14 protein-coding genes are annotated in these 21,090 nt (G+C 54.7%); 3 read left to right on the forward strand and 11 right to left on the reverse strand.

Features of this window, described 5'->3' with window-relative positions; genetic code table 11:
* Nucleotides 1-424 precede the first annotated feature (424 nt).
* The 9 genes from ACFWW2_RS02480 to ACFWW2_RS02520 form a co-directional block, all read right to left on the reverse strand.
* Entirely contained in the window at nt 425-1,228 is an 804-nt protein-coding gene (locus tag ACFWW2_RS02480) for a DUF1365 family protein (protein ID WP_393925860.1), read from the reverse strand.
* 27 nt (nt 1,229-1,255) lie between these two features.
* Nucleotides 1,256-2,590 carry an NAD(P)/FAD-dependent oxidoreductase gene (locus ACFWW2_RS02485; RefSeq protein ID WP_393925862.1) on the reverse strand — a complete coding sequence of 445 codons (1,335 nt, stop codon included), beginning with the start codon at nt 2,588-2,590 and terminating at the stop codon, nt 1,256-1,258.
* Nucleotides 2,591-2,598: 8 nt separating this feature from the next.
* Complete coding sequence (locus ACFWW2_RS02490; protein ID WP_393925863.1) at nt 2,599-3,984, reverse strand: cytochrome P450; 1,386 nt, start codon at nt 3,982-3,984, stop codon at nt 2,599-2,601.
* A complete protein-coding gene (locus ACFWW2_RS02495) occupies nt 3,978-10,334 on the reverse strand; it encodes an SDR family NAD(P)-dependent oxidoreductase (RefSeq protein WP_393925865.1) in 6,357 nt (2,118 codons plus the stop codon). Before ACFWW2_RS02495 ends, ACFWW2_RS02490 begins: the two co-directional genes overlap by 7 nt.
* Nucleotides 10,335-10,359: 25 nt before the next feature.
* Nucleotides 10,360-12,144: a fatty acyl-AMP ligase gene (locus tag ACFWW2_RS02500; protein ID WP_393925867.1), complete on the reverse strand. Its 1,785-nt coding sequence runs from the start codon at nt 12,142-12,144 to the stop codon at nt 10,360-10,362.
* A complete protein-coding gene (locus tag ACFWW2_RS02505; RefSeq protein WP_393925869.1) occupies nt 12,141-13,202 on the reverse strand; it encodes an SAM-dependent methyltransferase in 1,062 nt (353 codons plus the stop codon). The genes ACFWW2_RS02500 and ACFWW2_RS02505 overlap by 4 nt, the downstream gene beginning before the upstream one ends.
* The gene (locus tag ACFWW2_RS02510; RefSeq protein ID WP_393925871.1) at nt 13,193-14,167 is read right to left on the reverse strand and encodes a class I SAM-dependent methyltransferase; all 975 of its coding nucleotides are present in this window, start codon (nt 14,165-14,167) and stop codon (nt 13,193-13,195) included. The genes ACFWW2_RS02505 and ACFWW2_RS02510 overlap by 10 nt, the downstream gene beginning before the upstream one ends.
* 9 nt (nt 14,168-14,176) lie before the next feature.
* Nucleotides 14,177-14,524: an acyl carrier protein gene (locus ACFWW2_RS02515; RefSeq protein WP_393925873.1), complete on the reverse strand. Its 348-nt coding sequence runs from the start codon at nt 14,522-14,524 to the stop codon at nt 14,177-14,179.
* Nucleotides 14,525-14,651: 127 nt separating this feature from the next.
* Nucleotides 14,652-15,062 carry a DUF2177 family protein gene (locus ACFWW2_RS02520; RefSeq protein ID WP_393925875.1) on the reverse strand — a complete coding sequence of 137 codons (411 nt, stop codon included), beginning with the start codon at nt 15,060-15,062 and terminating at the stop codon, nt 14,652-14,654.
* Nucleotides 15,063-15,291: 229 nt separating this feature from the next.
* Here ACFWW2_RS02520 and ACFWW2_RS02525 point away from each other — a divergent pair, with 229 nt between their 5' ends.
* Complete coding sequence (locus ACFWW2_RS02525; protein ID WP_393925877.1) at nt 15,292-16,020, forward strand: 4'-phosphopantetheinyl transferase family protein; 729 nt, start codon at nt 15,292-15,294, stop codon at nt 16,018-16,020.
* A 327-nt stretch (nt 16,021-16,347) separates the two neighbouring features.
* Here the strand turns inward: ACFWW2_RS02525 and istB are convergent, their stop codons facing one another.
* Both istB and istA read right to left on the reverse strand, forming a co-directional pair.
* A complete protein-coding gene (gene istB / locus ACFWW2_RS02530) occupies nt 16,348-17,106 on the reverse strand; it encodes an IS21-like element helper ATPase IstB (protein WP_393925879.1) in 759 nt (252 codons plus the stop codon).
* Nucleotides 17,107-17,118: 12 nt separating this feature from the next.
* A complete protein-coding gene (istA, locus tag ACFWW2_RS02535; RefSeq protein ID WP_393925881.1) occupies nt 17,119-18,648 on the reverse strand; it encodes an IS21 family transposase in 1,530 nt (509 codons plus the stop codon).
* Nucleotides 18,649-18,849: 201 nt separating this feature from the next.
* Here istA and tnpA point away from each other — a divergent pair, with 201 nt between their 5' ends.
* Together tnpA and ACFWW2_RS02545 are read left to right on the forward strand one after the other, a co-directional pair.
* Nucleotides 18,850-19,179, forward strand: coding sequence for an IS200/IS605 family transposase (gene tnpA, locus ACFWW2_RS02540; protein ID WP_393925882.1), 330 nt, complete (start codon nt 18,850-18,852; stop codon nt 19,177-19,179).
* A 1,017-nt stretch (nt 19,180-20,196) separates the two neighbouring features.
* Complete coding sequence (locus ACFWW2_RS02545; RefSeq protein WP_393925884.1) at nt 20,197-21,060, forward strand: hypothetical protein; 864 nt, start codon at nt 20,197-20,199, stop codon at nt 21,058-21,060.
* The last annotated feature ends 30 nt before the right edge of the window (nt 21,061-21,090 follow it).

The following is a 21,090-nucleotide window of genomic DNA, read 5'->3' on the forward strand; positions in this document are numbered from 1 at the left end:
AATCCATGTGGATCGGGCAACGTCGTGATGGTAGTCTTCGTCATGTGGCATATCCTTTTCTCAAATGAGAATTGCGGCGCGTCAACAACGCCATGATATGCCGCCCCTCAGGGGCTATCACCAACTTTCAGCTATATCTCAGTGGGTTTCGTCGATTCATCGTCCGACAAAAGGTTTCGGGCCAAGCCGGTTTCGACCGCTAATACCAGCTTGAATTACGCTCCGTGCTGCTTGCGAATCTCCATTGCAACACAACCGGCTGGAGGGCCTTTCAGCATTTAGATCTCCAGACACGGTTGATTGAAAGAGTTCAATGCAAGTCCGTTAAGCTACTATTTTGCAACCGAAATCGATACATCATATCGAATTAGGATGTCTACCCGAGACACGAAATTTGGTACTAGCAGATGGCGGATTATTGTAGTTATTGGCTTTGATGTCGCTTATGTTTGCTTGACGGTTCCCTAACGAGGGTATCCTCAGACACGGAGTTTGGTCGCATGAGGGGCTTTAAGCCCTTTGTGCGAAGGTTGAAACCCTGAAGCCAAATGAAGGGTAACGCAGTTGTCCCAGAAGTGAGACAGCGCGCCGTAGCAGTGGTAGCAGACCAACGGGACGGGCAACGGAACTGCCCCCTTAAAGCTGTGAATAGGAGTGGACGATCATCTACTTCTAGGTCTATTCGTGCGGAAAATGTGCCGTCAAACGGAGCAAAACGCACGTGATAGACACCTCGCGTGGTATTAAAAGGGGAAACAAAAAAGGTTTTCTCAATAAGATGGGACCGTGACGGCTCAGCGCTAAGGTGATAAATATGGCGCTCTCCAAACGTGTTGTTGACCTCTAGCAATAAGGGTGCACAGTTTTGGGCGCTGGCATCGAACCAGAAACTCACGGGGCTGAAGCCGAAACCGAAGAAACGCGGAAATGTCACTAGACGGGCAGATGTGACTGTTGGTCTGCCTGCCTGAACAAGAACATGGTTAAGTCTGTCGAGTGCCGTAAGACTGTCAGGTGACGACACCAATTGGTCCTCGTCATGGAAAGAGATTGGCGCAAAACGATTGTGCCCAAACACTGGTTTTGCGGCTGTGAACGCGGAAAGATCCGGCAGGTCAAGCACGACAAAGTCGACGTTATAACGGAATTCGTGACGCGCTGGCCAGGTCCGAACGTGAATAACTTCGCCACGATAGAAGCCCGCAGAGGGAATAGCAGTGTTTATCATATCCAACTTCTGTCTATCATTTATTTATTATGGGCGTTTTTGCGAAACAGAATTGTCGAGACCGATGAGACTTTCGGCAGCATGGAGCCCAGACCGAAAGGCGTCTTCGTGGAAACCGTGGCCGAAGTAATTACCGCATAGCCGCAGTCGCCCCCAAGTGTTTTCAGCGAGCCTTTGCTGCGTTGCCAGAGCCTTAGCGGTATAGAGAGGATGGCGAAAAGCATAGCGCGCCAGAATCTTTTCTGGATCGATCATCTCATTTAGGTTCTGCGCGTTAAGCGTGACGAAATAGTCGTTGGCCGCCCTGTCATGAGACTGCAGACGATTGAGATAATAGCTAAAGGCGGATGAAAGTCGTCTTTGATGGGATGCTTTATGTACCAGGTGATTCCAGCCAGCCCACAGGTCTCGGTCGCGTGGCATAGCCCGAGGATCTGTGTGCAAGATCGCGGTGTTGTCGGTATATGTCCAGGCCGAGAGCAACTCGTCGAGTTTTTCTCCAGGCGCGTCGAGAAGTGCCCGGGCCTGGTCCGCCTGCGTGGCGATTACTGCGCCGGCCACTTCGAAGCGGCGCCCCGAGACAGTCTCGATCATGACACCTGATGAGGTCTCTCCAGTTCGGGTTACCGCTTCGTTGACGACTTTGAGATTCTTAGCTTCTCGGCGAATGGTATCAACATAGGTCCGACTACCGCCTTTGACACTTAGCCATTGCGGTCCGTCATCAAAGGTGAGGAGTCCATGGTTCTGGAAGAACGATAGCAATGCTTGTGCAGGATAATCTCCTATTTTGTCGATGCTGCATGACCAGATCGCTGCCCCCATTGGATAGACATAGTCTCTTGCGAGTGCCTTTGAAGCTCCAATTCTCTGAAGGTAGGATCGCAACTGCAATGCGGGATCGATACCGATGGCAAGATCCTGATTGGCTGCCTCAAAGAACGCAATAATAGGCTTAAGGAGAGGAGACAGCGCTTGAACAGATTTAACGATCCGGTGAGAGGCCGCGTGCTGTCCGGCATTTTGGAAATTGAGCGCGTAGGCGAAGTGCCTGTGTGCGTCTTCGAACGCGAAAGACATCTCAGCTGTTTGGGTTTCGACGCCCAGGTTATCAAAAGTACGTGTCAATACAGGATAGTTTGTGGGGTTGAACACCATAAATCCTACATCAAGGGCGAGTCCCTCGTCAGGGCCGTCCGGAACCAGGAACGTGTTGGCATGCCCGCCGAGATGGCTCTGCGGTTCGAACAACAGAACCTGATGGCGGTCGGATAGGGCGCGGACAGCGGCAAGACCGGCCGCGCCGGCACCTACGACGGCAATCGGCATACCAGGTGCAAGTGCCTCTTTGCGCGCAGGCATTCCTCTCATCAGGCCGTTTTTCCGTTCAAGGGAGTGACTTTGACGCGAACCCCGCCTTTCGGTCGTAGCGTCATCATCACGACTGGTTCAGGTAAGCGGTCCGCCGTTTCGAACTTGAACTGGCTCAGGAGAGCGGCAAGGATGATGTCTGTTTCCCGGTAGGCCAAGGCTGCGCCAATACAAACGCGAGGGCCGCCTCCAAAGGGAAGGAACGTAAAGCGAGCCGGTCGCTGGTTAAAACGTTCCGGGCGGAAGGCATGAGGATCCTCCCATAGCAACGAATGACGATGAAGGGCGCAGATTGGAAGGAAAATGCGGTCCCCCTTACGAATACGGCGACCGAAGAGTTCGTCATCCTCTCTTGCCACCCTGGATATGAGTGGAGTTGGTGGGTAGAGACGCATTGCTTCATCGAGTATGCGCCGGCATAGAGGTAAGCGACCAGGGGCCTTACTGATGTTTGGACCTCCGGTGCCGACAACGGAGATTGCCTCGGCTCGAGCTTCTTCCTGAATGCTCTGATTATTGGCAAGAAGCATGAGCGCCCAGGAAAGTGCGATTGCGGAGGTTTCGTGACCGGCCAGTATGAATGCCAGTACAGTGTCGCGAATTTCCACCGGGTCGAGCTTTTTTCCTGTTTGGGGATCAATGGCCTTAGAAATGTTCTCTATGAATACGGAAGGTCTAACTCCGTGTTTGACTGCCTCGAGTTCTTCTTCGACCGCTCGACGCACATAAAGTGCATGGTGACGGGCCAGCAAATGCTGTGGCTTAGGAAGCCAAAGCGGCCAAGGTAGCAGGTCCAGTACGTTAAATTTCCCGGCCGTTTCCATGTATCCGTTGATCGCGGAGGAAAAACGCTCGGCATCAAATTTTTCGGGCTGTGAGGCTACAAGCCGACAGATGATTTCGAAATTTGTGAGCACCATCTGATGGTAGAGGTCGGTTACTGGTCCGGCGGATAGAAGCCGCTGGGTCAGAGCTTTTGCTGCAACCACAATTTCTCCTGTGGCCGATTCTAGGGAACGGGGAGTAAACACTTCAGAGGCTGCACTGCGCTGAACCCGCCACTTTTGACCTTTGGCGTGGAATATTCCGTGCCGCGTGGGCCTTAATAGATGGAGCATGATCGCCGACTTGTCATAGTTATCGAGGGCATCACTCAGAACGTGGCGCATCCCATCAGGATAGATAACCATGTGCCAGGGGCGCCCCAGGCGCTTGCCAGAGATGATCGGCTTATGATACGCGGCCTCGGGGATCAACATCAGTCTGTTTTCACCCGCGACCTTGATTGTTTCACGGATAGACAGATCGGATGTTGGTGGCTTGATCCAAGGTGGCTTGAAGACGGCGCTCGGCCGCGTGCTCGTCGGGTTGGTTTCGGTCAACATTGGCTTTGTTTACCTCCTACTGTATCTGAGTTTGCTGGAGCGCTTGCCAACGTCCTTAAGTCCAGATCTTTGGCGAGTTGGCGTGCGCTTGCGTCTCCGAACAGAGCATCAATGGGTATTGAAACTCCGAATGTTTCTTCGAGCGATGTGATCAGTTCCGAAGCGCCAAGTGAGTCGAGACCGAGTTCCGCAAGGGGAAGGTCTGGGTCAACGTCGTCAACGGTTGAAAACTGCAGGATGATGCGGATTCGGTCCCGTATGACGGCGAGCGTGCCCTTCGTTGAACTACTGCTGTTCGATTTCGGTGCCAAAGTTTTACCTGCGTCCGCGCTGTCAATTGTCCTTACTGTCCCGTTTCTTCCAGCTTGAGGATTGATGACAGCAGTGAACTGCTTGAGGTCGACTGCCCCAACCATCATTTCACCTGTCCCGGACCGAGCTGCAGAGATTAAGTGCTGGGCCATCGCGGTTGGATCGGCATAGCGGATGCCCTGTCGCTCAATGGCTGAGCGCATGGCTGAGCTCATTGCCTGTGCCATGCCACCACCGTCGACAGGGCCGAGCGCAAGGCTCACTGCAGGTCGTCCCATGGCAGCTATCTTTGCCGTTGCTGCGTCAAGAACCGCGTTGGCAGCTGAATAACTGGCCTGGCCGGGGGAGCCGAACGCCCCCGCAAATGAACTAACGAGGAGAACGCAAACATCGTCTTGAAGGGCTGCCAAGTGTTCTACTGCATCAAGGCCGGTAATCTTACCACAGAAAGTTTCATGGAAACTTGACTCATTCTCTTCGTCAGCGGGGCGGACGTTCAGAACACCGGCGGCATGTACAATCCCTCCAAGCGGTGGCAAATCTTGTAACGTCGCAGTAATTGTGTTGGTGGCTACGGTGGGATCGGAGAGATCTGCTGCCACGTACCGAACTGTTGTGCCCGCATTGGCAAGAGAAGCGAACGCTTTGGTGACCTCGCTTGACCCCGTCCGGCGACCTGTAACCACGACGGCGCTGGCACCGGTCTCCGAGAGCGCGGCTACAACATGCCGACCAACGTGGCCGGTTGCACCTGTAACAATCCAAGTGCGCTTCTCGATTTGCACCGGAGCAAGCGCCGCGGTGGGTACGAAATCCCGGGCCTCTGCCAAAGGTGCTTTGATCACGACCTTTCCGGTATGGCGGGCGAGACTCATGTGGCGGAGCGCCTGTTCCGCTTGATCAAATGAAAAAGCTTCGTGGGGCAGGGGCTTCAAGTCCCCAGTTGCAAATCCAGACGCTATTTCAACGAACATCTGGGCAATAATATCTGGTGTGTCATTGCAGATCTGGGCAAGGTCGAAAGGGTGATAATGTATATCCTCACCGTGTCGCCTTACCTCGTCAGCGCTGAGGGTCTCTGCTTTGCCGATCTCTAGAAAGGCGCCTCCCGGACGCAGGAGCGACAGTGTTGCTGGGATATGCTCGCCAGTCAGGGAATTCAGAGCGATATCGACTGACCTGTCTCCGAAGGTCGACACAATGGCTGCATTGTAGTTTGTATCGCGGGAACTGTGGACGGCGATGAGGTCCTGCGCGATGGCCTTGAACTTGGATCGACTTGCCGTCCCGACAACCTCGGCGCCAGCTTTGCGCACAATCTGCGTCGCAGCCATTCCGACACCGCCGGCTGCCGAGTGGACAAGGACCCGTTGCCCAGTAGAAAGCTTGGCAACATGGTGAAGGCCGTATTGCGCCGTGAGAAATGCGATCGGGACAGTCGCTGCCTCACAGAACGAGAGCCCCGCGGGGATCGGCGCGGTCAGTGTAGCGGGCGTTGTGACATGGCCAGCAAAACTTGAAAGTGCGATACCATAGACTCGGTCACCCGCGCTGATGCCACTTACATCCCGACCGATGTCAATCACGATGCCCGCAAACTCGGCGCCAATCGGCCCGGGGTCTCCAGAATATCGACCAAGCGCATTCAAAACGTCGCGAAAGTTGAGACCCGAGGCAACAACGCGGACTTCAATCTCGTCGGGAGCTGGAGCGCGGCGCTCTGTGGTTTCAGTTAATAGACTGTCGAGTCTGCCGCGCTGACCTACGCATAGACGTGTTGTGCGGGGAGTTCTGGATGCAACATTAATAGCTATGGGCTCAAGTTGACGAGCGAAGGAGCGTTCGTGCCTCACAACAAGTTCATTCGGAACCTCTGGATCGTTCAGAACGGAGAGGATTGCATTGACTGCAGCTGAGTTAAGCTTCTGTGTGTCAATAAGGACCAGACGAGGTGAACCTGGCTCCAGACGTAGTGATCGTGCCGCCCCCCAGATCGCGGCGGCGGATTCCGATACTGCTATTGCAGGAGACCGTGATCCATCGGACAGGGTTACCACGACAATGGTTGAGTTCCGGCGTTCACGGCAGGTTTCCAGCAAGCGCGAAAAGGATTGAAATGCAGCGCTGGCAGTTTGCGACCGGGTCTCTGCTTCGGTTGTATGGATGAGTAGGACGACTGCACCGTCGCCTTGTCCGGTAGACGTAACGAGCCCCGGAGCCACCTGAGAAAACAGGGTGCCGAGGGTCGCTTCCAAACTAGGATCTTCCGATAGTATCTGTATTGGTTCGACAGTAGAAGGAAGCTCGGTCGAAGTTGGAGGGCGTTCGCTCCATCGACGCTCGGCAAGTATCACTTCAGTGGGATCAGGACTGTCTTGTTCTTTGTCGGCGGAGGAAGTCGTTATTGCCTGAACTACCGAGCCGCCTGCCGTTGAGCCGTGCTTCAACAAGTGAACGCGAACACCGTCTCCCTCCGCGATGAGATCCCCATCAGGAGAGATGAGTGCGAAATCAAATTTGTACTCTGGCCGATCTTTCGCCCCGTCGGTACCAGCCTGGTAGTGTCTCAAGACCGCGTATGCCGCGCAGTTGCCCTCACGCAAGACGCGAATGCGCTTCATCCCGGCAATTACGACCGCAGCACTTCGCGATTCGCATCCCAACATGAAGCCGATGAAGGCGTGAAATGCGCTGTCGAGAAGGGCAGGATGGAGCCCGAATGTCCCATCTTTGATCCGTGCGGGGGCGGGGACTTCCAAATAGGCCACCATTCTTGTGCCGTTTTCAGCAGAAGAGTCTTCCCATAGCTTCCGGAGACCTCGAAAGGCTGGCCCGTACGAGAGCCCGCTTTCGGCGGCAACATTGTCATAGATGGCGTCACCGTTCATAGGATTGGTAGAGGTGTTTGAAAGCCGTGATATGTCGATTGGTAGCGGAATAGGCGTCTCTTTAAGTTCGCACCCCTCACTGAAGGCGTGTTCGATCCATTTTAAAGGCGTTTGATCTGCTGCGCTGAAAATGCGCACGCGTTGGAGCCCGGAGCCTGCATGGTGGGCGTTTTCAACCGGTTCGACGATTGTCCGCAAGTGTCGAATTCCGTCTTCAGAAAGTAGCAGTGGACGCAAGACTGTGATTTTGTTCACCTGAATAGCGACCATGCCTTTTTCTCGTACTAGCGCTGCGCGCATCATCTCTATGAATGAGGCTGCCGGAAAAATGACCTTGCCGCCTATTGTATGCGAGGCGAGATAGGGGTGATCATCGAGGCGAAGCTGTGCAACGTGGACTTTGGACCCTTTGGGCATCTCAATTGGCGCCCCGAGTAGGGGATGATGAGGGTTTTCGTCAGCATTCTTGTGGCTTGGGTGCACATAAGGAGGCAGGGAGTCTGGCCGCCAGTATCTCTTGCGTTGAAATGGGTAGGTTGGGATGTTGAGATCGCGTCTGACGGGCCCGCCGTACAGAGTGTTCCAGTCAACCGATACGCCGGCAACATGCGCATTTGCTACGGCACGAGCGAACGCCACGTCATCTTCCGAACGTCCGCCATCAAGTGTCGTGACAACCGTCGGCAGCTCCTGTCGCTTGAGACGCCCTACCAGATGGCCAAGTGTGCTTTGGCACCCGACCTCCAGAATAACATCAGCACCTGCGTCCAAAACTGCGTTGAGGCCGGCATTGAAGGCAACAGCTTGTCTGGCGTGTCTCACCCAATAGGCTGGGTCTGCGAAAGCCTCTGACTCGAGCTGCCCGGTCACATTGGAGGCAATCGGGATAGATGCCGGTTTTGGGCAGGCCAGACCAAACTCGTGTTCCAGATCAACCAAGGCTTCGTCCATCACGCGGGAGTGGAATGCATGAGAGACTTTGAGGGGTTTATGTAGAAGGTTGCTGTTCTTCGCCGCTATCTGGAAGGCCTCAAGGGCCTTCGCCTCTCCTGAAACCACGCATTCATCGTTGGCGTTGACAGCCGCTATGTCGATCTGGTCCCCGGTTGCGGCAATGAGGTCCCGTACATGTTTTTCGTTTGCCTTGATTACCAACATACCGGACGAGATCTGAATGGCACCCATCAGTTCTCCTCGCCGAACGATGAGCCGACCAGCTGCCTCAAGATCGAATACACCCGCGATCGTGGCAGCAACTATTTCGCCTATCGAGTGACCGATAAGAGCGATTGGAGAGATACCAACTGACATCCACAATCTAGCCAGAGCGTAGTTGGCTACAAACAAGGCCGATTGGGTATTTTCAGTTTGATTGAGCGGCACTGGATCTGGACCGTCGAGGACATCCAGCAACGGGACGGACCTGTGGGCATCAACCGCTGCTAATGCTTTGGCAAAATGGTTAGCAAAGACCGGACTCGACTTACGCAGTCCACTTCCCATAGCAAGTGCCTGAGATCCTTGACCGGGAAGCATCAAAGCAACTCGCGCCTTGGTTAATCGGGTTTTTCGAACGGCGCCCGAAGCCGCAGGATTTTCCGAGAAAGCCGTTAAGCCAGTGCGAAGTGCATCTCGCCCTCTGCCAAAAACTGCGCCTCGGTGCAAAAATTGCTCACGGGTCTTACCAGCCGCGTGGCAAATCGCCCGGAGGTCTTCATCGGCATCTGGGCGTCCTAGCCGCTCCACGAATGCTTCAGCGGCATCGGCTCGCGCCTTCTCTGTTCGTCCAGAAAAAGGAAGTACAATGGCTGAGTTTGGCCCGAAGACCGCTTTGACCAGCGGTTTGGCCGTCAGTCCTGCAGCAGTCTTCGGTGGGTCTCCTATAACTACATGAGCGTTTGCGCCGCCGAAGCCAAACGCGCTGACACCGGCAATGCGTTGACGGTCCGTCTGACGGTGCCACGGATGTGGTTCACGCGGTATTATAATCGCTGGTTCGGCCTCCCGGCAGACTTTCGAAAGACACTTTATTCCCGATACGGGCGGTATCACGTCTGCATTTAGTGATGCGATTACCTTCAGTAAGCCACCCATTCCAGCGGCGGCTTCCATATGTCCTAGCTGGGTCTTAACGGCGCCTAGTATGAGGGGGTGATCCGTTGTCCGCGTTTCTCCAAACACGCGTTCAAGAGCAGCAACTTCGATCTCGTCGCCGAGAGGGGTTGCGGTGCCGTGGGCCTCGACGTGATCGACATCGTTGGGTGCCAAACCTGCGTCAGCGAGAGCAGAGCGGATGACGGCAGTCTGGGCTTGCCCATTGGGAGCCGGCAATCCGTTCGATAATCCGTCCTGGTTGATCGCGGAGCCATAGATGCAACAAAGAACTTGGTCCCCGTCTTTCAGGGCAGCGGTCAATGGTTTGAGCAGCACAACGCCACATCCAGCAGCCCTGACAAAACCATCACGATTTTCATCAAAGGTCGCGCAAATGCCACGAGGTGAAATCATTTGTGCACGACTGTAACCGAGGAATGCATACGGTGAGTTGATTGCGTTTACCGCGCCGACCACGGCAAAATCGCATTCTCCGGTTCGTATAGCACGTACTGCGTTGTGGAGAGCAACCAATGAAGACGAACATGCCGTGTCCACCGTGAAGCTTGGACCTTTGAAATCCATGACGTAGGAAAGACGGTTGGAGAGCAATGATAGGCAAGCACCGGTACCAGTAAACTGGTTAGGTCGATGACCTAATACTTGAAGTGCAGCACCATACTCGATGGTCGATCCGCCAACAAAAACACCACTGTCGGTACCTTTCATACTGGATGGTGGAATACCGGCTTCTTCAAATGCCCGCCAGGTCGTCTCCAGCATGAGACGCTGTTGTGGATCGAGATCCATGGCTTCTTCAGGGGAGATACGGAAGAAACCAGCATCGAACTCGATGGATTGGTCAATAATTCCAGCTCTAGCCGTCGAACTCAGGCCTCTGCGATGAAGCGTGGAGAGTGGTTCCAACGGCAGGTCGTCTGGAACGTCGGAAATGCCGCTGCCCCCCATTATCAGGAGGTTCCACAATGCGTCCGGTGACGATGCACCTGGAAAGCGGCAAGCCTGGCCAACAACAGCAATAGGTTCATTTTTCATTGAGCGAAGCTCCTCATATTGCCGCTTAACTTGTCAGCTCTCTTTCGGAGGACTTGAGATCGTTCCAAACAAGCTTCAGTTGATTTTTCAGATAGAGTTGACGAGTAGTTGCGCGGCGCACTTTACCTGAGGATGTCAAAGGAATGGCGCCCCGTTCCACAATCGAAATCCGATCAATGGGAATCCCACGACGTGCAAAGATCAATTCCCTAACACTGCGGACAGCGTTGGGAATTGTTTCCCGCTCAGTGCGTCCCCATTCAACAACCGCGATGATTTCGCTGCGGGATTCTGCCCGCTCAACGGCAAAAACGGCGACCTTATGGATGGGATGCCCGGCAAGCGTTTCTTCGACATCTCCTTCAAGATCGTTTGGGTAATGATTCTGCCCATCGATGATGAGGATATCACTCATGCGGCCGGTTACATGAATGTAGCCGTCGCGCAAAAAGCCAAGGTCACCTGTCCGCAGGTACCGACCGACTCCGTCAGCGGTCTGTGCTTTCAGCGTTTCTCTTGTTGCTTCCGGATTTCCGAAATAGCTGCGCGCTACACTGCTACCGGAAAACCAGATCTCGCCGATCCTTCCGTCTGCAAGCGGCTCGTATGTATTCGGGTCAACGATAGTAAGTTGGTGTCCATCAATCACGCGGCCGCAAGGTACCACCCACTCGGCGGTTTCATCGTCAGGCAATACCGGTTCTACGCACCCGGCTGTAAGCCGGGAACGTGAGACGGGGTATGCTGGAGGCGCAGCTCGGGGTGAAGGACCGGAAATCATCAAGGTCGCTTCGGCCATGCCATAGCATGGAAACCAAGCCCTGCTATCGAAACCTACGCGTCTGAAGCGGGATGCGAAGCGCGTTAGGGTTCGAGCTCGCACAGGCTCAGCACCATTGTAGGCGACGAACCAAGGCGAGAGATCGAGGTTTTCCATTTGTGCATCAGAGACCTGACTGATGCAGCTCTCATAGGCAAAATTGGGACCGCCTGCGTACACTTGGCGATCAGTGCCAAAGTTGGAAATCGCTTGGAGCCACCTCCACGGGCGTGCAACGAATGCCTCGGGCGGCATTTTTACGATACCACCTCCACGCAGCAATGGCGTAAGGATGCATCCGAATAGCCCCATGTCATGATATGGAGGCAGCCAGTCAATTGCTATTCCGTTTTCGGTAAACTCGTATCGGGAAAAGATGCAGCGAATGTTCGCGAGAGCTACATCATGATCAATGGCAACGCCTTTCGGACTGCGAGTGGATCCAGAAGTGTATTGGAGAATGGCGCGGTCGGATGTTGCGGGCTTGCAGTGCTCAAGATCAGCAAGTCGACCATTAGCACCGATTGTAGCGAGTGCTTCCACAGGATACCTAGGCACTGCTTGCAATGCTAATGGGAGCGCGTTTCGGACCTGGTCGTCCTGGCCATCCTCGATCAGTGTGAATGCCGGTTCACAGCTGGAGAGGATGCCTTTGATCCGTTCCATTTGACGGTCGCCTCGCGGAGGAAATAGTGGAACGGGAACAAGACCCGCAGCCATCAGACCGAAGAGTGCGGCGACATAGTTTTCGCTTGAGCGCATCAGAAGTGGAATACGCGAACCTGGAGGGGCCAATTCGCTTGCGCCGCACCCGATGGCAGCAACCCTGTCCATCAAATCTGCGTAGCTGAGCTGTGCAGAAACTGTCTTTCCATTTCGAAGGAAAGTGACAGCGGATTTGATCGGGTTTACTTCAGCTGCTTCAGCGAACGCGGTAACAAGGTCTGGCGCTTGAACGGATAACTGCCCAGTTGCGGATGGCGAAGTCATCGGACGACTCCTCGATCCCGCGGGGTGAGCAGGTATTGAGAAACGATCCATTCATCGCCATTTCGAAAGCCAAAGGACTCCTCGACGAGGGCAAAGAAGTTCCGCCAGTGGTGGTATTCGTTCAGTGCAGTGGAAGCATCGTTGGCGTCTGCGAAAATCGCGAGCACCGCGTCTCGGTTAGCCTCAAGGCGGTCAAGCCAGTTGCGAGCAGTGCGGGCATAATGTGTTCCATCAAAGGCCCAGTGATCCGCAACCTGCAGGGCATCGCAAAAACAATAGATCAGCCGATCGGAGGGCATGAACCCGCCAGTAAAGTAATGCTGGGCGGTCACATCGATGCCGTCGAACAGATAGCCATGTTCCCTGTGGGAAAAGACATGGGTGAATGCAAGCCCTTCCGGTGTTAGCCAATTTCGCATTTGGGTCAGCAACACCGGCCAGTTTCGTACATGTTCCATCATTTCGATCGACACGATGCGGTCAAAAGGGATCTCGAATTCCGCCGTGGCAACGGATGCGGTGATAACCGACAGATTGGTAATACCGCGACGGGTAGCCGTCGCTTCGATGAAACGCCGTTGACTGGTCGAATTGGACAGCGCAACAACACTGCTACCTGGAAAACGTTCAGCTACAAAGAGACTGGTAGCCCCCCAACCACAGCCAAGATCTAAGACCCGTTGCCCGTCTTTTAGTTGAGCGCGGCTACAAACCTGTTCAAGCGCGGCTTGTTCAGCTTCAGCCAAATCGCTTTCCGGTGAGCTAAAGTAACAAGCGCTGTACTTGAGATGCGGGCCGAGAACGGTTTGGAAGAAGGTTGCCGGCACTTCGTAGTGCTGCGCGTTGGCAGCGTTCTCGGCCTTTGTGATTGGTGATGCTCGAAGCGCTTTTTCGAGTTTTCGGTGGCGCTCCGTTCGATCCTCTATGGTGCCGGAGTTGAGGCTTCTGACGATTGCTTCAAGTCCAAATCTCACGAACTTTCTGAACCGCTGTTCGTCCGGTTCCAAGTTGAAATCGTCGTTTGGTTCTGGGTCTGTGACAAGGGGCGCTACAGCCATGGCGTTTGAACTCTCCTGAATGAAAGCCGAATAAGATCACAGGTGCCCCGTTCGAACATGGCCATTGAAAGCCGCAAATAAGTTTCGTAGTCAGCCACCTTCTTCGAGCCAACAAGAGCAATTGCCTCCTTACGTTGCGTTTTCAGGGCGTTAAGCCACTTACGAAGCGTACGGACGTAATCGTCTCGGTGGTTGTATAACGTAATCGGTTCGAACAGGCGTTCGGCAGCAGTGAACACTTCCCCAAGTCTTGGCAGATCCGACTCTGGGAAGATGCGCTCGGCAATGAATTCATCCAGGTGTTCAGGTCCTGCGTTGCCATATGTGATCATCTGAATCACAAACGTTGCGCCTAAGTTTGTGAGAGCGTGGCAGCGCTCAAACAGGTGCCGGTAGACGGCAGTTCGTTGTTCCCGGGACATTTTTGGCCGGACGAAGGCCTCGATCGACTCCACCGAGGTGATGATATCGAAACGGCGTTTACTTTCGAATTCACGCCAGTCCGTATAGTGTACTTTGACGCCGGGATCGGCGGCTGCGGTAGTTAGCGTTTCTTGTTCTCGGGACAACGTCAAGCCAACTGTTTCGCCCAATCCCTTTCTTCGGGCGTGACGTAAGAGCCCGCCCCAGCCGCACCCGATGTCAAGAAGGCGCTTATTAGCAAGACTTTCTTGTGGATGTTTGTCGACTCCCGCCATCTGCAGGACGAGGTCTAGCTTTGCGTTTTGAGCTTCGTGAAGAGAGAGTGTCGGGTCCCCTGCAAAGTGAGCAGAGGTATAGCTAAAAGTTTCATCGAGCCACAAAGCGTAGAACTTGTTTCCTACGTCGTAATGGTGCGCTATTGCCTCCGGTGACGCGCCCGAGTGCGCAAGAAAAGCATGGTCGGTTAAATCGGTGCTTGGCTTACCATTGTTCTTACTGAAAGCTTCGTCCGAGCGTGATGGATCTGATAAAGTTTCTGGCATGACGCAGTCTCAGCGGCTGTTTACTAATGAGAGCAAGTGAGCTGACATGTCTTTGATTGTTGGGTGGTCCCAAGCAGCGCTAGCTTCGATGTGAACGCAGAATTTATCTTCCAATTGGCCTACCAGCGTGACCGCATCGCGCGAACTCATACCAAGATCAACAAACGGCGTGTCCTGATCAATCTCCGCTTGGTTTACATTTAGCTGCCTCGCCAATTCATGACGCATGAATAGAGCGATTTCTTCAGCTGTTGGGTGTGTCATGGTTTCTGTCATCGTTTGTTTCTCATTTCGTTTGTTGATTGGAGTGGCTGCGAATGCGTGTTTGTCTTTCTGCTTCGGATCACTTAATTGCATCGGCAATGATGGGCAGTCGGCAGGCAAACCCGTGGCAGTGCGGACGTCGCTGCCCTAGGTCTGCCTAAATTCGCGTCTTCTTAGGGTCCTTCCCACTGTATCGAACACCGTTGCATTTGTTCTGTGTTCAGACGGGATGTGCCTTTGGATGTAGTGCTATCCCGACGGATACAGCTGTTGCTGCGCAAGCTGCGGATATGAGCGTTCCCCAAGTGAGGTTTACGGCCACGAAATTGAGAGATATCCCTTCAAAGTGGCTATAGAGTCCGAAATCAAACATCGCGTATGTAGCGAAACCGAGAATGGCGCCTCGTATTGCTCCGGAATAAATTGACTGCGCCTGGACCGCAGGAAAGACTACAAAAAAGCTCAAAGAAAAAGAATAGATCGTAAATAAAAATAAGATCCAACCTGTAAGTGGAACGTGACGCATATTTAGTAGTTGCGTCTCGTACCAGCTAGAAACCATTTTATAGAAAATTATATTGGCAATAGAATATGATAAAAAAACCGTTATATATAAGGTGATTTTTTTCATAGTGACACCTGGGTGTTATTTTCGCCGATAAATCGAGTATGGAGATTTTGAGCGCTTTTGCAGTAGCGAGCCCTTGTATCATTGTGCATTTTGTTTTCTCTGCGTGCAGTAGGGCGAAATTGGATCTAGGTCATGAACGAAGATCAGGGTATCTCTGGCTTGATCCGATGGCTTTCCACGGACATACCCAAGTTGGTTCTTAGAGAGATTGAGCCGCCCGGACAGGCAAGTGGCACAAGAACAGATCATTCTGCGGTGGATCGAGACCGGGCGGCTCCGCTCGCGGCATCATGCCGCCTTCGCTGCAATCCTAGATGACGAGGAACGCGCGCGAGCCAGACATTTCCGGTTCAAGGAAGACGAAATCATGTTCACGGCGGCCCATGCCTTGGCTCGCTGCACCCTCTCAGAGATCGACGGGCGCCCCCCTCACTCATGGACATTTCGGATCGGGCCCTATGGAAAGCCGGCAGTCGTTGTTGCCCAGGACGCGCCAGAAATCCGGTTCAATCTCAGCCATACCAAGGGCCTGACCATAGTCGCGGTGGCGATTGGTCGGGATATCGGCGTGGACGTCGAGAAGATTACCCATCCCGCCCCGCTGGAGATTGCCGACCGTTACTTCACGCGACAGGAGTGCGACCTGCTTCTGCGAAGCGCAGGCCGGAGGCGCGACGCGGCTTTCTTTTCGATTTGGACGCTTAAGGAGGCTTACATGAAGGCTCTTTCGCGTGGAATGGATTTGCCACTCGACAGCTTTGTGGTCGATCTTGACCCAGCACATCTGGCCCGCAGCGATCAGGATAAAACCTGGGAGCGGTGGCAATTCTGGCAAGACCGGATCGGCGCCTCCCATATAGCCGCCTTGGCCGTCGATTGGCCAGACGCCGATGCTCTGCCAATATCCGGACGAGCTGTCGATCCCAACGAGCTTTCGTCCTTGTGCGGGGCGACTTGATGAAGGACCCTCTGGGTCTCAACTTTCGAAGTCACCCGCTAGATCAAGTGCTTCGGCAAAGCGGGGATTATCCTTGAATTTATGTCGTTCGAGCGGAAGAATGGTCCTACAGCACCGAAATTCGTTGCCAAAATGTCCTCGTTAAATGCAATGCACGACGAGGTCGTCATCGACAGAGGTGGAGCCGATACAGTAAGAATTCATAGGATTAGTAGGGTTGTGCGCATTCCGGAGCATCCGGCCGGTCATTCCGGCAACATCGGGCCACCTAAACCGGGGCATCTGGCCACTTTTGGCGCGCCGTGTTGAGGCTTGAGGTTTTAGCTATCAGTTGGCGGGCGTTTCGTCACCCGATTTGACCTCCTGCTTTCTGAACGACTGGCCGTCAAGTTCGATCCGGTAGGCGTTGTGTATGAGACGGTCGAGGATGGCGTCGGCGAAGGTGGGTTCGCCAATGACATCATGCCACGTGCTGATGGGCAGTTGGCTGGTGATCAGGGTTGAGCCATTTCCATATCGATCCTCGCCGATTTCCATCAGATCGCGGCGTTGGCTGGCGTTGAGCCGGTCTGGTCCCCAATCGTCCAGAATGAGCAGTTGTGTCTTGATCAGCGACTTGAACAGTCGCGGGAAGCGTCCATCCCCGTGCGCCAGCTCCAACTCATCGAACAGACGCGTCGTGCGCTTGTACAGGACAGTTGTGCCATCCCTGCATGCAGCCTGCGCGAGGGCACAGGCCAGCCAGGTTTTACCGACACCGCAGGGGCCTGTGATCATCAGGTTCCTTTTGTCTGTGATCCATTTGCCGGTCAGCAGGCTCTGGAACAGCGCTTTATCCAGGCCCCGACGGGTTTTATAGTCCACATCTTCAGGCGCTGCCCCGATATGGCGCAAACGCGCCGTGCGCATGCGGCTCTCAAAGCGTTTTGTCTCGCGACTGGTGGCTTCGCGGTCGATCAGCAGGCCCAGCCATTCGGCATGGGTCAGGTCAGCTGTACCGTCTTGCGTTTGCATCTCTGCAAAGGCTTCCGCCATGCCATCTAGCCTGAGTGTTTTGAGTTGATCGAGTGTTGGATGGTCAAGCATATTTTGTCCTCTTCAATGGAAGTATCCCGCGCCACGGATATTGGAATGTGTGATCGTGGGGCCGTCCGTGGCGGGTTCGCGGCGCTGACGATCTAGACCATTCTTGAGAATGGAATGCAGGGATGAGTAACTGTAGGCGTTGATCTCAAGCGCGCGTTCGCAGGCACGATCAAGACGATCATTGCCGAAGTTGCGTGCGAGTTTGAGCACTCCCAGGCAGGCACGATAGGCTTGTTCTGGGTGACGACGCTTCTCCATTAGCAGCGTCACGAAAGTCGCAACATGCGGCCCGATCCAGGCGGCACGGGTGCGGATAATGTCCGGCGACCAGTCCGACCGGAACCGGTGATTGGGCGGCATGTGATCACGGACGGTGGAATGCTGACGGTTGCCCGACGTTCTGGCATGGGCTGCAACCCGTTGACCATTATGGAAGACTTCAACGGTGCGGGCAGTGATGCGCACCCAGAGCTTCTGTTTGATCAGCGGGTGTGGCACCGAGTAATAGTGCCGGTCGACATCAATGTGATAATCAATCCCAGCCCGTCGCAGCTTCCATTCCGCATAGATATAAGGTTCAGCGGGCAACGGCTTCAGCGCGGGTTTATCGAGCGTCTCGAACAGGGCTCTACGGCTGGCCCCAAGATGACGGGTGACTTTGTTGTTCAACTGATCGCGCAGGGGCCTGATCGCCGCGTTTAGCTCATCCAAGCTGAAGAATGTCTGGTTGCGCAGGCGGGCCAGTATCCAGCGCTCGGCCAACAGCACCGTGCCCTCGACCTTCGCTTTGTCCTTCGGTTTGCGAGGCCGCGCAGGCACGACAGCGGTATCGTAATGCGCCGCCATATCCCCATAGGTGCGATTGATCGCGGGATCATGGAAACAGGCCTTGATCACCGCAGCCTTCAGATTGTCGGGGACGACTTGCGCAGGCACGCCGCCCAAAAAGGCAAAAGCCCGGACATGACTGCTGATCCAATCCGGCAGGCTCTGGGTCCAGGTCGCCTCAACAAAGGTGTAGTTCGACGCGCCAAGAGCCGCGACGAAGATCTGGGCAGTGCGCACTTCGCCCGTCTCAGGGCAGATGACATCGACAGTGTGTCCGGCGTAATCGACAAACAGTCGCTCACCTGCAGGATGCCGCTGGCGCATCACTGGCGACAAGCGCCCCTCCCACCGGGTGTAGAGTTCACAATATCGGCTGTATCCGTAGCCATCGGGGTGGACGCCGCGATACTCTTCCCACAGCAACGCCAGCGTCACACCCTTGCGACGCAGCTCTGCGTGAACGTCAGCCCAATCTGGCTGCGGGATCGCACGCGCTGACGCGCCAGGCTGATGCGGAAAGAGACGTTGCTCAAGATCGACATCAGACAGATCATCAGGCAACGGCCAGATCAATCCAGCCACATCCGCACGCCGGAAATACTCCGACACCGTCGCACGCCCCAACGACAGGCTCTGCGCCACCTGACGCCCTGAAAATCCATCTGCTCGAAGCCGCAGGGCTTCCCGTATCTTGCGCATCGACAATCTCTGCATCGTGCCACCTCCCATTCAAAAGAACGGCACGGTAGCCACTTAAAGACTGCCTCAAAACAGACGCCAAATCCCCAAATCAGGGGTGGCCGGATGCCCCGGTTTGAGTGGCCGGGTTAAATCGGTACGGGTGGCCGGATCACCCCGGTATGCGCAGGGTTGTCCAGATTCATTTGTAGACCACTTTTGAGCAAGCTTTCTGGCATGAGCGGGCGCGTGCGGGTGCGCGACATCTGCCGCCAGGTTTGCCGCGAGAAGGGTGCCGATATCATCCGGGTTGTGCTCTCCGCCGACCATGTCCACATGTTCGTGTCGGTTCCGCCGAAGCTGGCGATTAGCGACTTGGTGCGGCTGATGAAAGGGCGATCATCGCATAAGGTTCAACGCGAGTTCCCACAATTGAAGCGGCGTTACTGGGGCAGGCGCTTTTGGGGGCGTGGGTATTTTTCGACCACCAACGGGGCAATCACAGAGGACATCATACTTCAGTACCTGGAACAGCATATCGCCAATCCCACCGGCGCCAGCCGGTAGGTCGTTTAGTTAGGTATTGATCACGACCGGGCCTGCATGGTGGTGTGGAATGCATTCTGGGTTGAGGGCGTCCCGGTGCAGGGCGCCGTTGAAGTGGCCATTTTTTTGCCGGCTTTGGAAGCGATACGGTATGTAGCTTCGACGATCACTACGACCTTATCAGAGTGGATAACGCTGGTCTATCCTACTCCGATTTGCCTATCATATCGGGAGGGCCGAAATATCAGTTTTCGGGCGCGGCACGATTGCCCTAAACAACACCTGGTTGACATCCGTGACTGAAGAGGACGTCTTCATTCGGGTAGCTAACATCGCGACCCCCCTCAAAGCGCTCGGGGTTGCAGAAATTCAGAAGTTTAAACCGCAATCGGGCGAGCAGGCGTCGCGGTGTAACCCGCTTCCTGCCAAGCCTTTCGAAATGCGCGTTAAAGCTTCCGATTTTTGATCTGAGACATATCCGAGAAAACTGGGTGTAAGTGTGCAGGCCTCACCATAGTCAATGTCTATTTATAAATAGGGTGAGAATATTTCCCAGGACAGCAATCTGGCTCTAAGTTTAGATAACAAGAGAATTGATTGGTTCCCGTATGCTCAATGAGAAACTACCGTTAGTCGCAGCTAATCCGGGTTTTAGTTTTGCGGTCCGGGCTGGGTCGTCGTTACATGAGCGTTGCCGCACCCTGTTTCTGGCAGCAGCCGTCGGGGGGTTCGGCGTCGGATCTAAACCACTCTCACATTTCGCCATGATTGGGACGAGCAGCGCGGACGGGCCGTGGCCGACCACCACGGCGGTTTGCTTCTGGTTGAGGTTGTCACAACGCCTCCGGCCGATGCCCATACCAATGCCCGCATGAATGCCAACCAATGGGCCGCCTGACGGACAAGGCGGTGCCTTTTCCCGATCCTGTTCAAACACGTTGGCGATGACCCTCACAGGAGTATTTTAGAATGACAAATGATAACTTGGTCCCCCATCCCGCTCTTCGCTCACTCAACGTCTTGGTTCGAGGCGGTCGCTTGACCAAGTTCAAGGGTCGGGTGGCGAGCATTGCGCCAGGCCTTTTGGTCGTGGCGACCGCGGCGGTGTTGTTTAGACCCGACATGCATATGGCAAAACGACTGAGCACAACCCTTTCAGTTTTTCTTCTGACCGCAGCATGCCTTTCTGATGGCGGGCAGAGCACCGACACCAATGTTCCGGAAATCGATGCACCAGAAACCGGCGGCCCAGGCGAAGATGGCTCGGACGCTGATGGCCCGAATGTGTCCGGGCCGATCTCGTTCTTTAGATCTGACAGCCAGGCAGAAGCACAGGTTGCCCTTTCCGACCACGGCGCCGCGCTGATCGGGGGCGGTAGCATTGACACCCGAGTTAGCAGAGACCGCCCCACCGGTGGTTTCGAATTCATCGTCGGACAAAACCCCGTTAGCGAAGACGTCATTGCACTTGCGACATTCTACCCTGGCGCCCTTTCGGAACCCGGCGGCGGACCAACATCCGGCACGGTACGATATCGGGGCGACTTTATCCTCGGCCATATCACCGGCATTGATCCAAATGCTGAGGGTTCCTCCGCGACACCTCCGGCAAACGTGGTAAACGGTACAGTAAGCCTGAATGTTTCATTCAGCGATGGCGCTTTTTCCGGGACGGGCCTCAGCGATGGCGCCCTCGGCGACACATTGGTCCTTGACGGACAACTCGACACAAACGGCGCGATGAACGGGACGGCGACCTTTGCAGGGGTAACAGCCGATCTTCAGGGCGAAATCTTTGGCGAGACCCTTAAAGCGGATGCTTCGACTGCGGTTGGGGCATTCGCAGGCAGGACCGATACAGAGGTCCTCGTTGGCGGGTTCAACGCCATCAATAACAACTAAGGGTCCGGACCTGTACTTCCGTATATATGG

Source organism: Yoonia sp. R2-816, from assembly GCF_046762905.1.
In the GTDB taxonomy this organism is placed as follows: Bacteria; Pseudomonadota; Alphaproteobacteria; order Rhodobacterales; family Rhodobacteraceae; genus Yoonia.

Excerpts from the sequence above, each read along its gene's own strand:
- ACFWW2_RS02480 (WP_393925860.1), bottom strand. The coding sequence starts at position 1,228 with ATGATAAACACTGCTATTCCCTCTGCGGGCTTCTATCGTGGCGAAGTT.
- ACFWW2_RS02485 (WP_393925862.1), bottom strand. The coding sequence starts at position 2,590 with ATGCCTGCGCGCAAAGAGGCACTTGCACCTGGTATGCCGATTGCCGTC.
- ACFWW2_RS02490 (WP_393925863.1), bottom strand. The coding sequence starts at position 3,984 with ATGTTGACCGAAACCAACCCGACGAGCACGCGGCCGAGCGCCGTCTTC.
- ACFWW2_RS02495 (WP_393925865.1), bottom strand. The coding sequence starts at position 10,334 with ATGAAAAATGAACCTATTGCTGTTGTTGGCCAGGCTTGCCGCTTTCCA.
- ACFWW2_RS02500 (WP_393925867.1), bottom strand. The coding sequence starts at position 12,144 with ATGACTTCGCCATCCGCAACTGGGCAGTTATCCGTTCAAGCGCCAGAC.
- ACFWW2_RS02505 (WP_393925869.1), bottom strand. The coding sequence starts at position 13,202 with ATGGCTGTAGCGCCCCTTGTCACAGACCCAGAACCAAACGACGATTTC.
- ACFWW2_RS02510 (WP_393925871.1), bottom strand. The coding sequence starts at position 14,167 with ATGCCAGAAACTTTATCAGATCCATCACGCTCGGACGAAGCTTTCAGT.
- ACFWW2_RS02515 (WP_393925873.1), bottom strand. The coding sequence starts at position 14,524 with ATGCAATTAAGTGATCCGAAGCAGAAAGACAAACACGCATTCGCAGCC.
- ACFWW2_RS02520 (WP_393925875.1), bottom strand. The coding sequence starts at position 15,062 with ATGAAAAAAATCACCTTATATATAACGGTTTTTTTATCATATTCTATT.
- istB (WP_393925879.1), bottom strand. The coding sequence starts at position 17,106 with ATGCTTGACCATCCAACACTCGATCAACTCAAAACACTCAGGCTAGAT.
- istA (WP_393925881.1), bottom strand. The coding sequence starts at position 18,648 with ATGCAGAGATTGTCGATGCGCAAGATACGGGAAGCCCTGCGGCTTCGA.
- tnpA (WP_393925882.1), top strand. The coding sequence starts at position 18,850 with ATGAGCGGGCGCGTGCGGGTGCGCGACATCTGCCGCCAGGTTTGCCGC.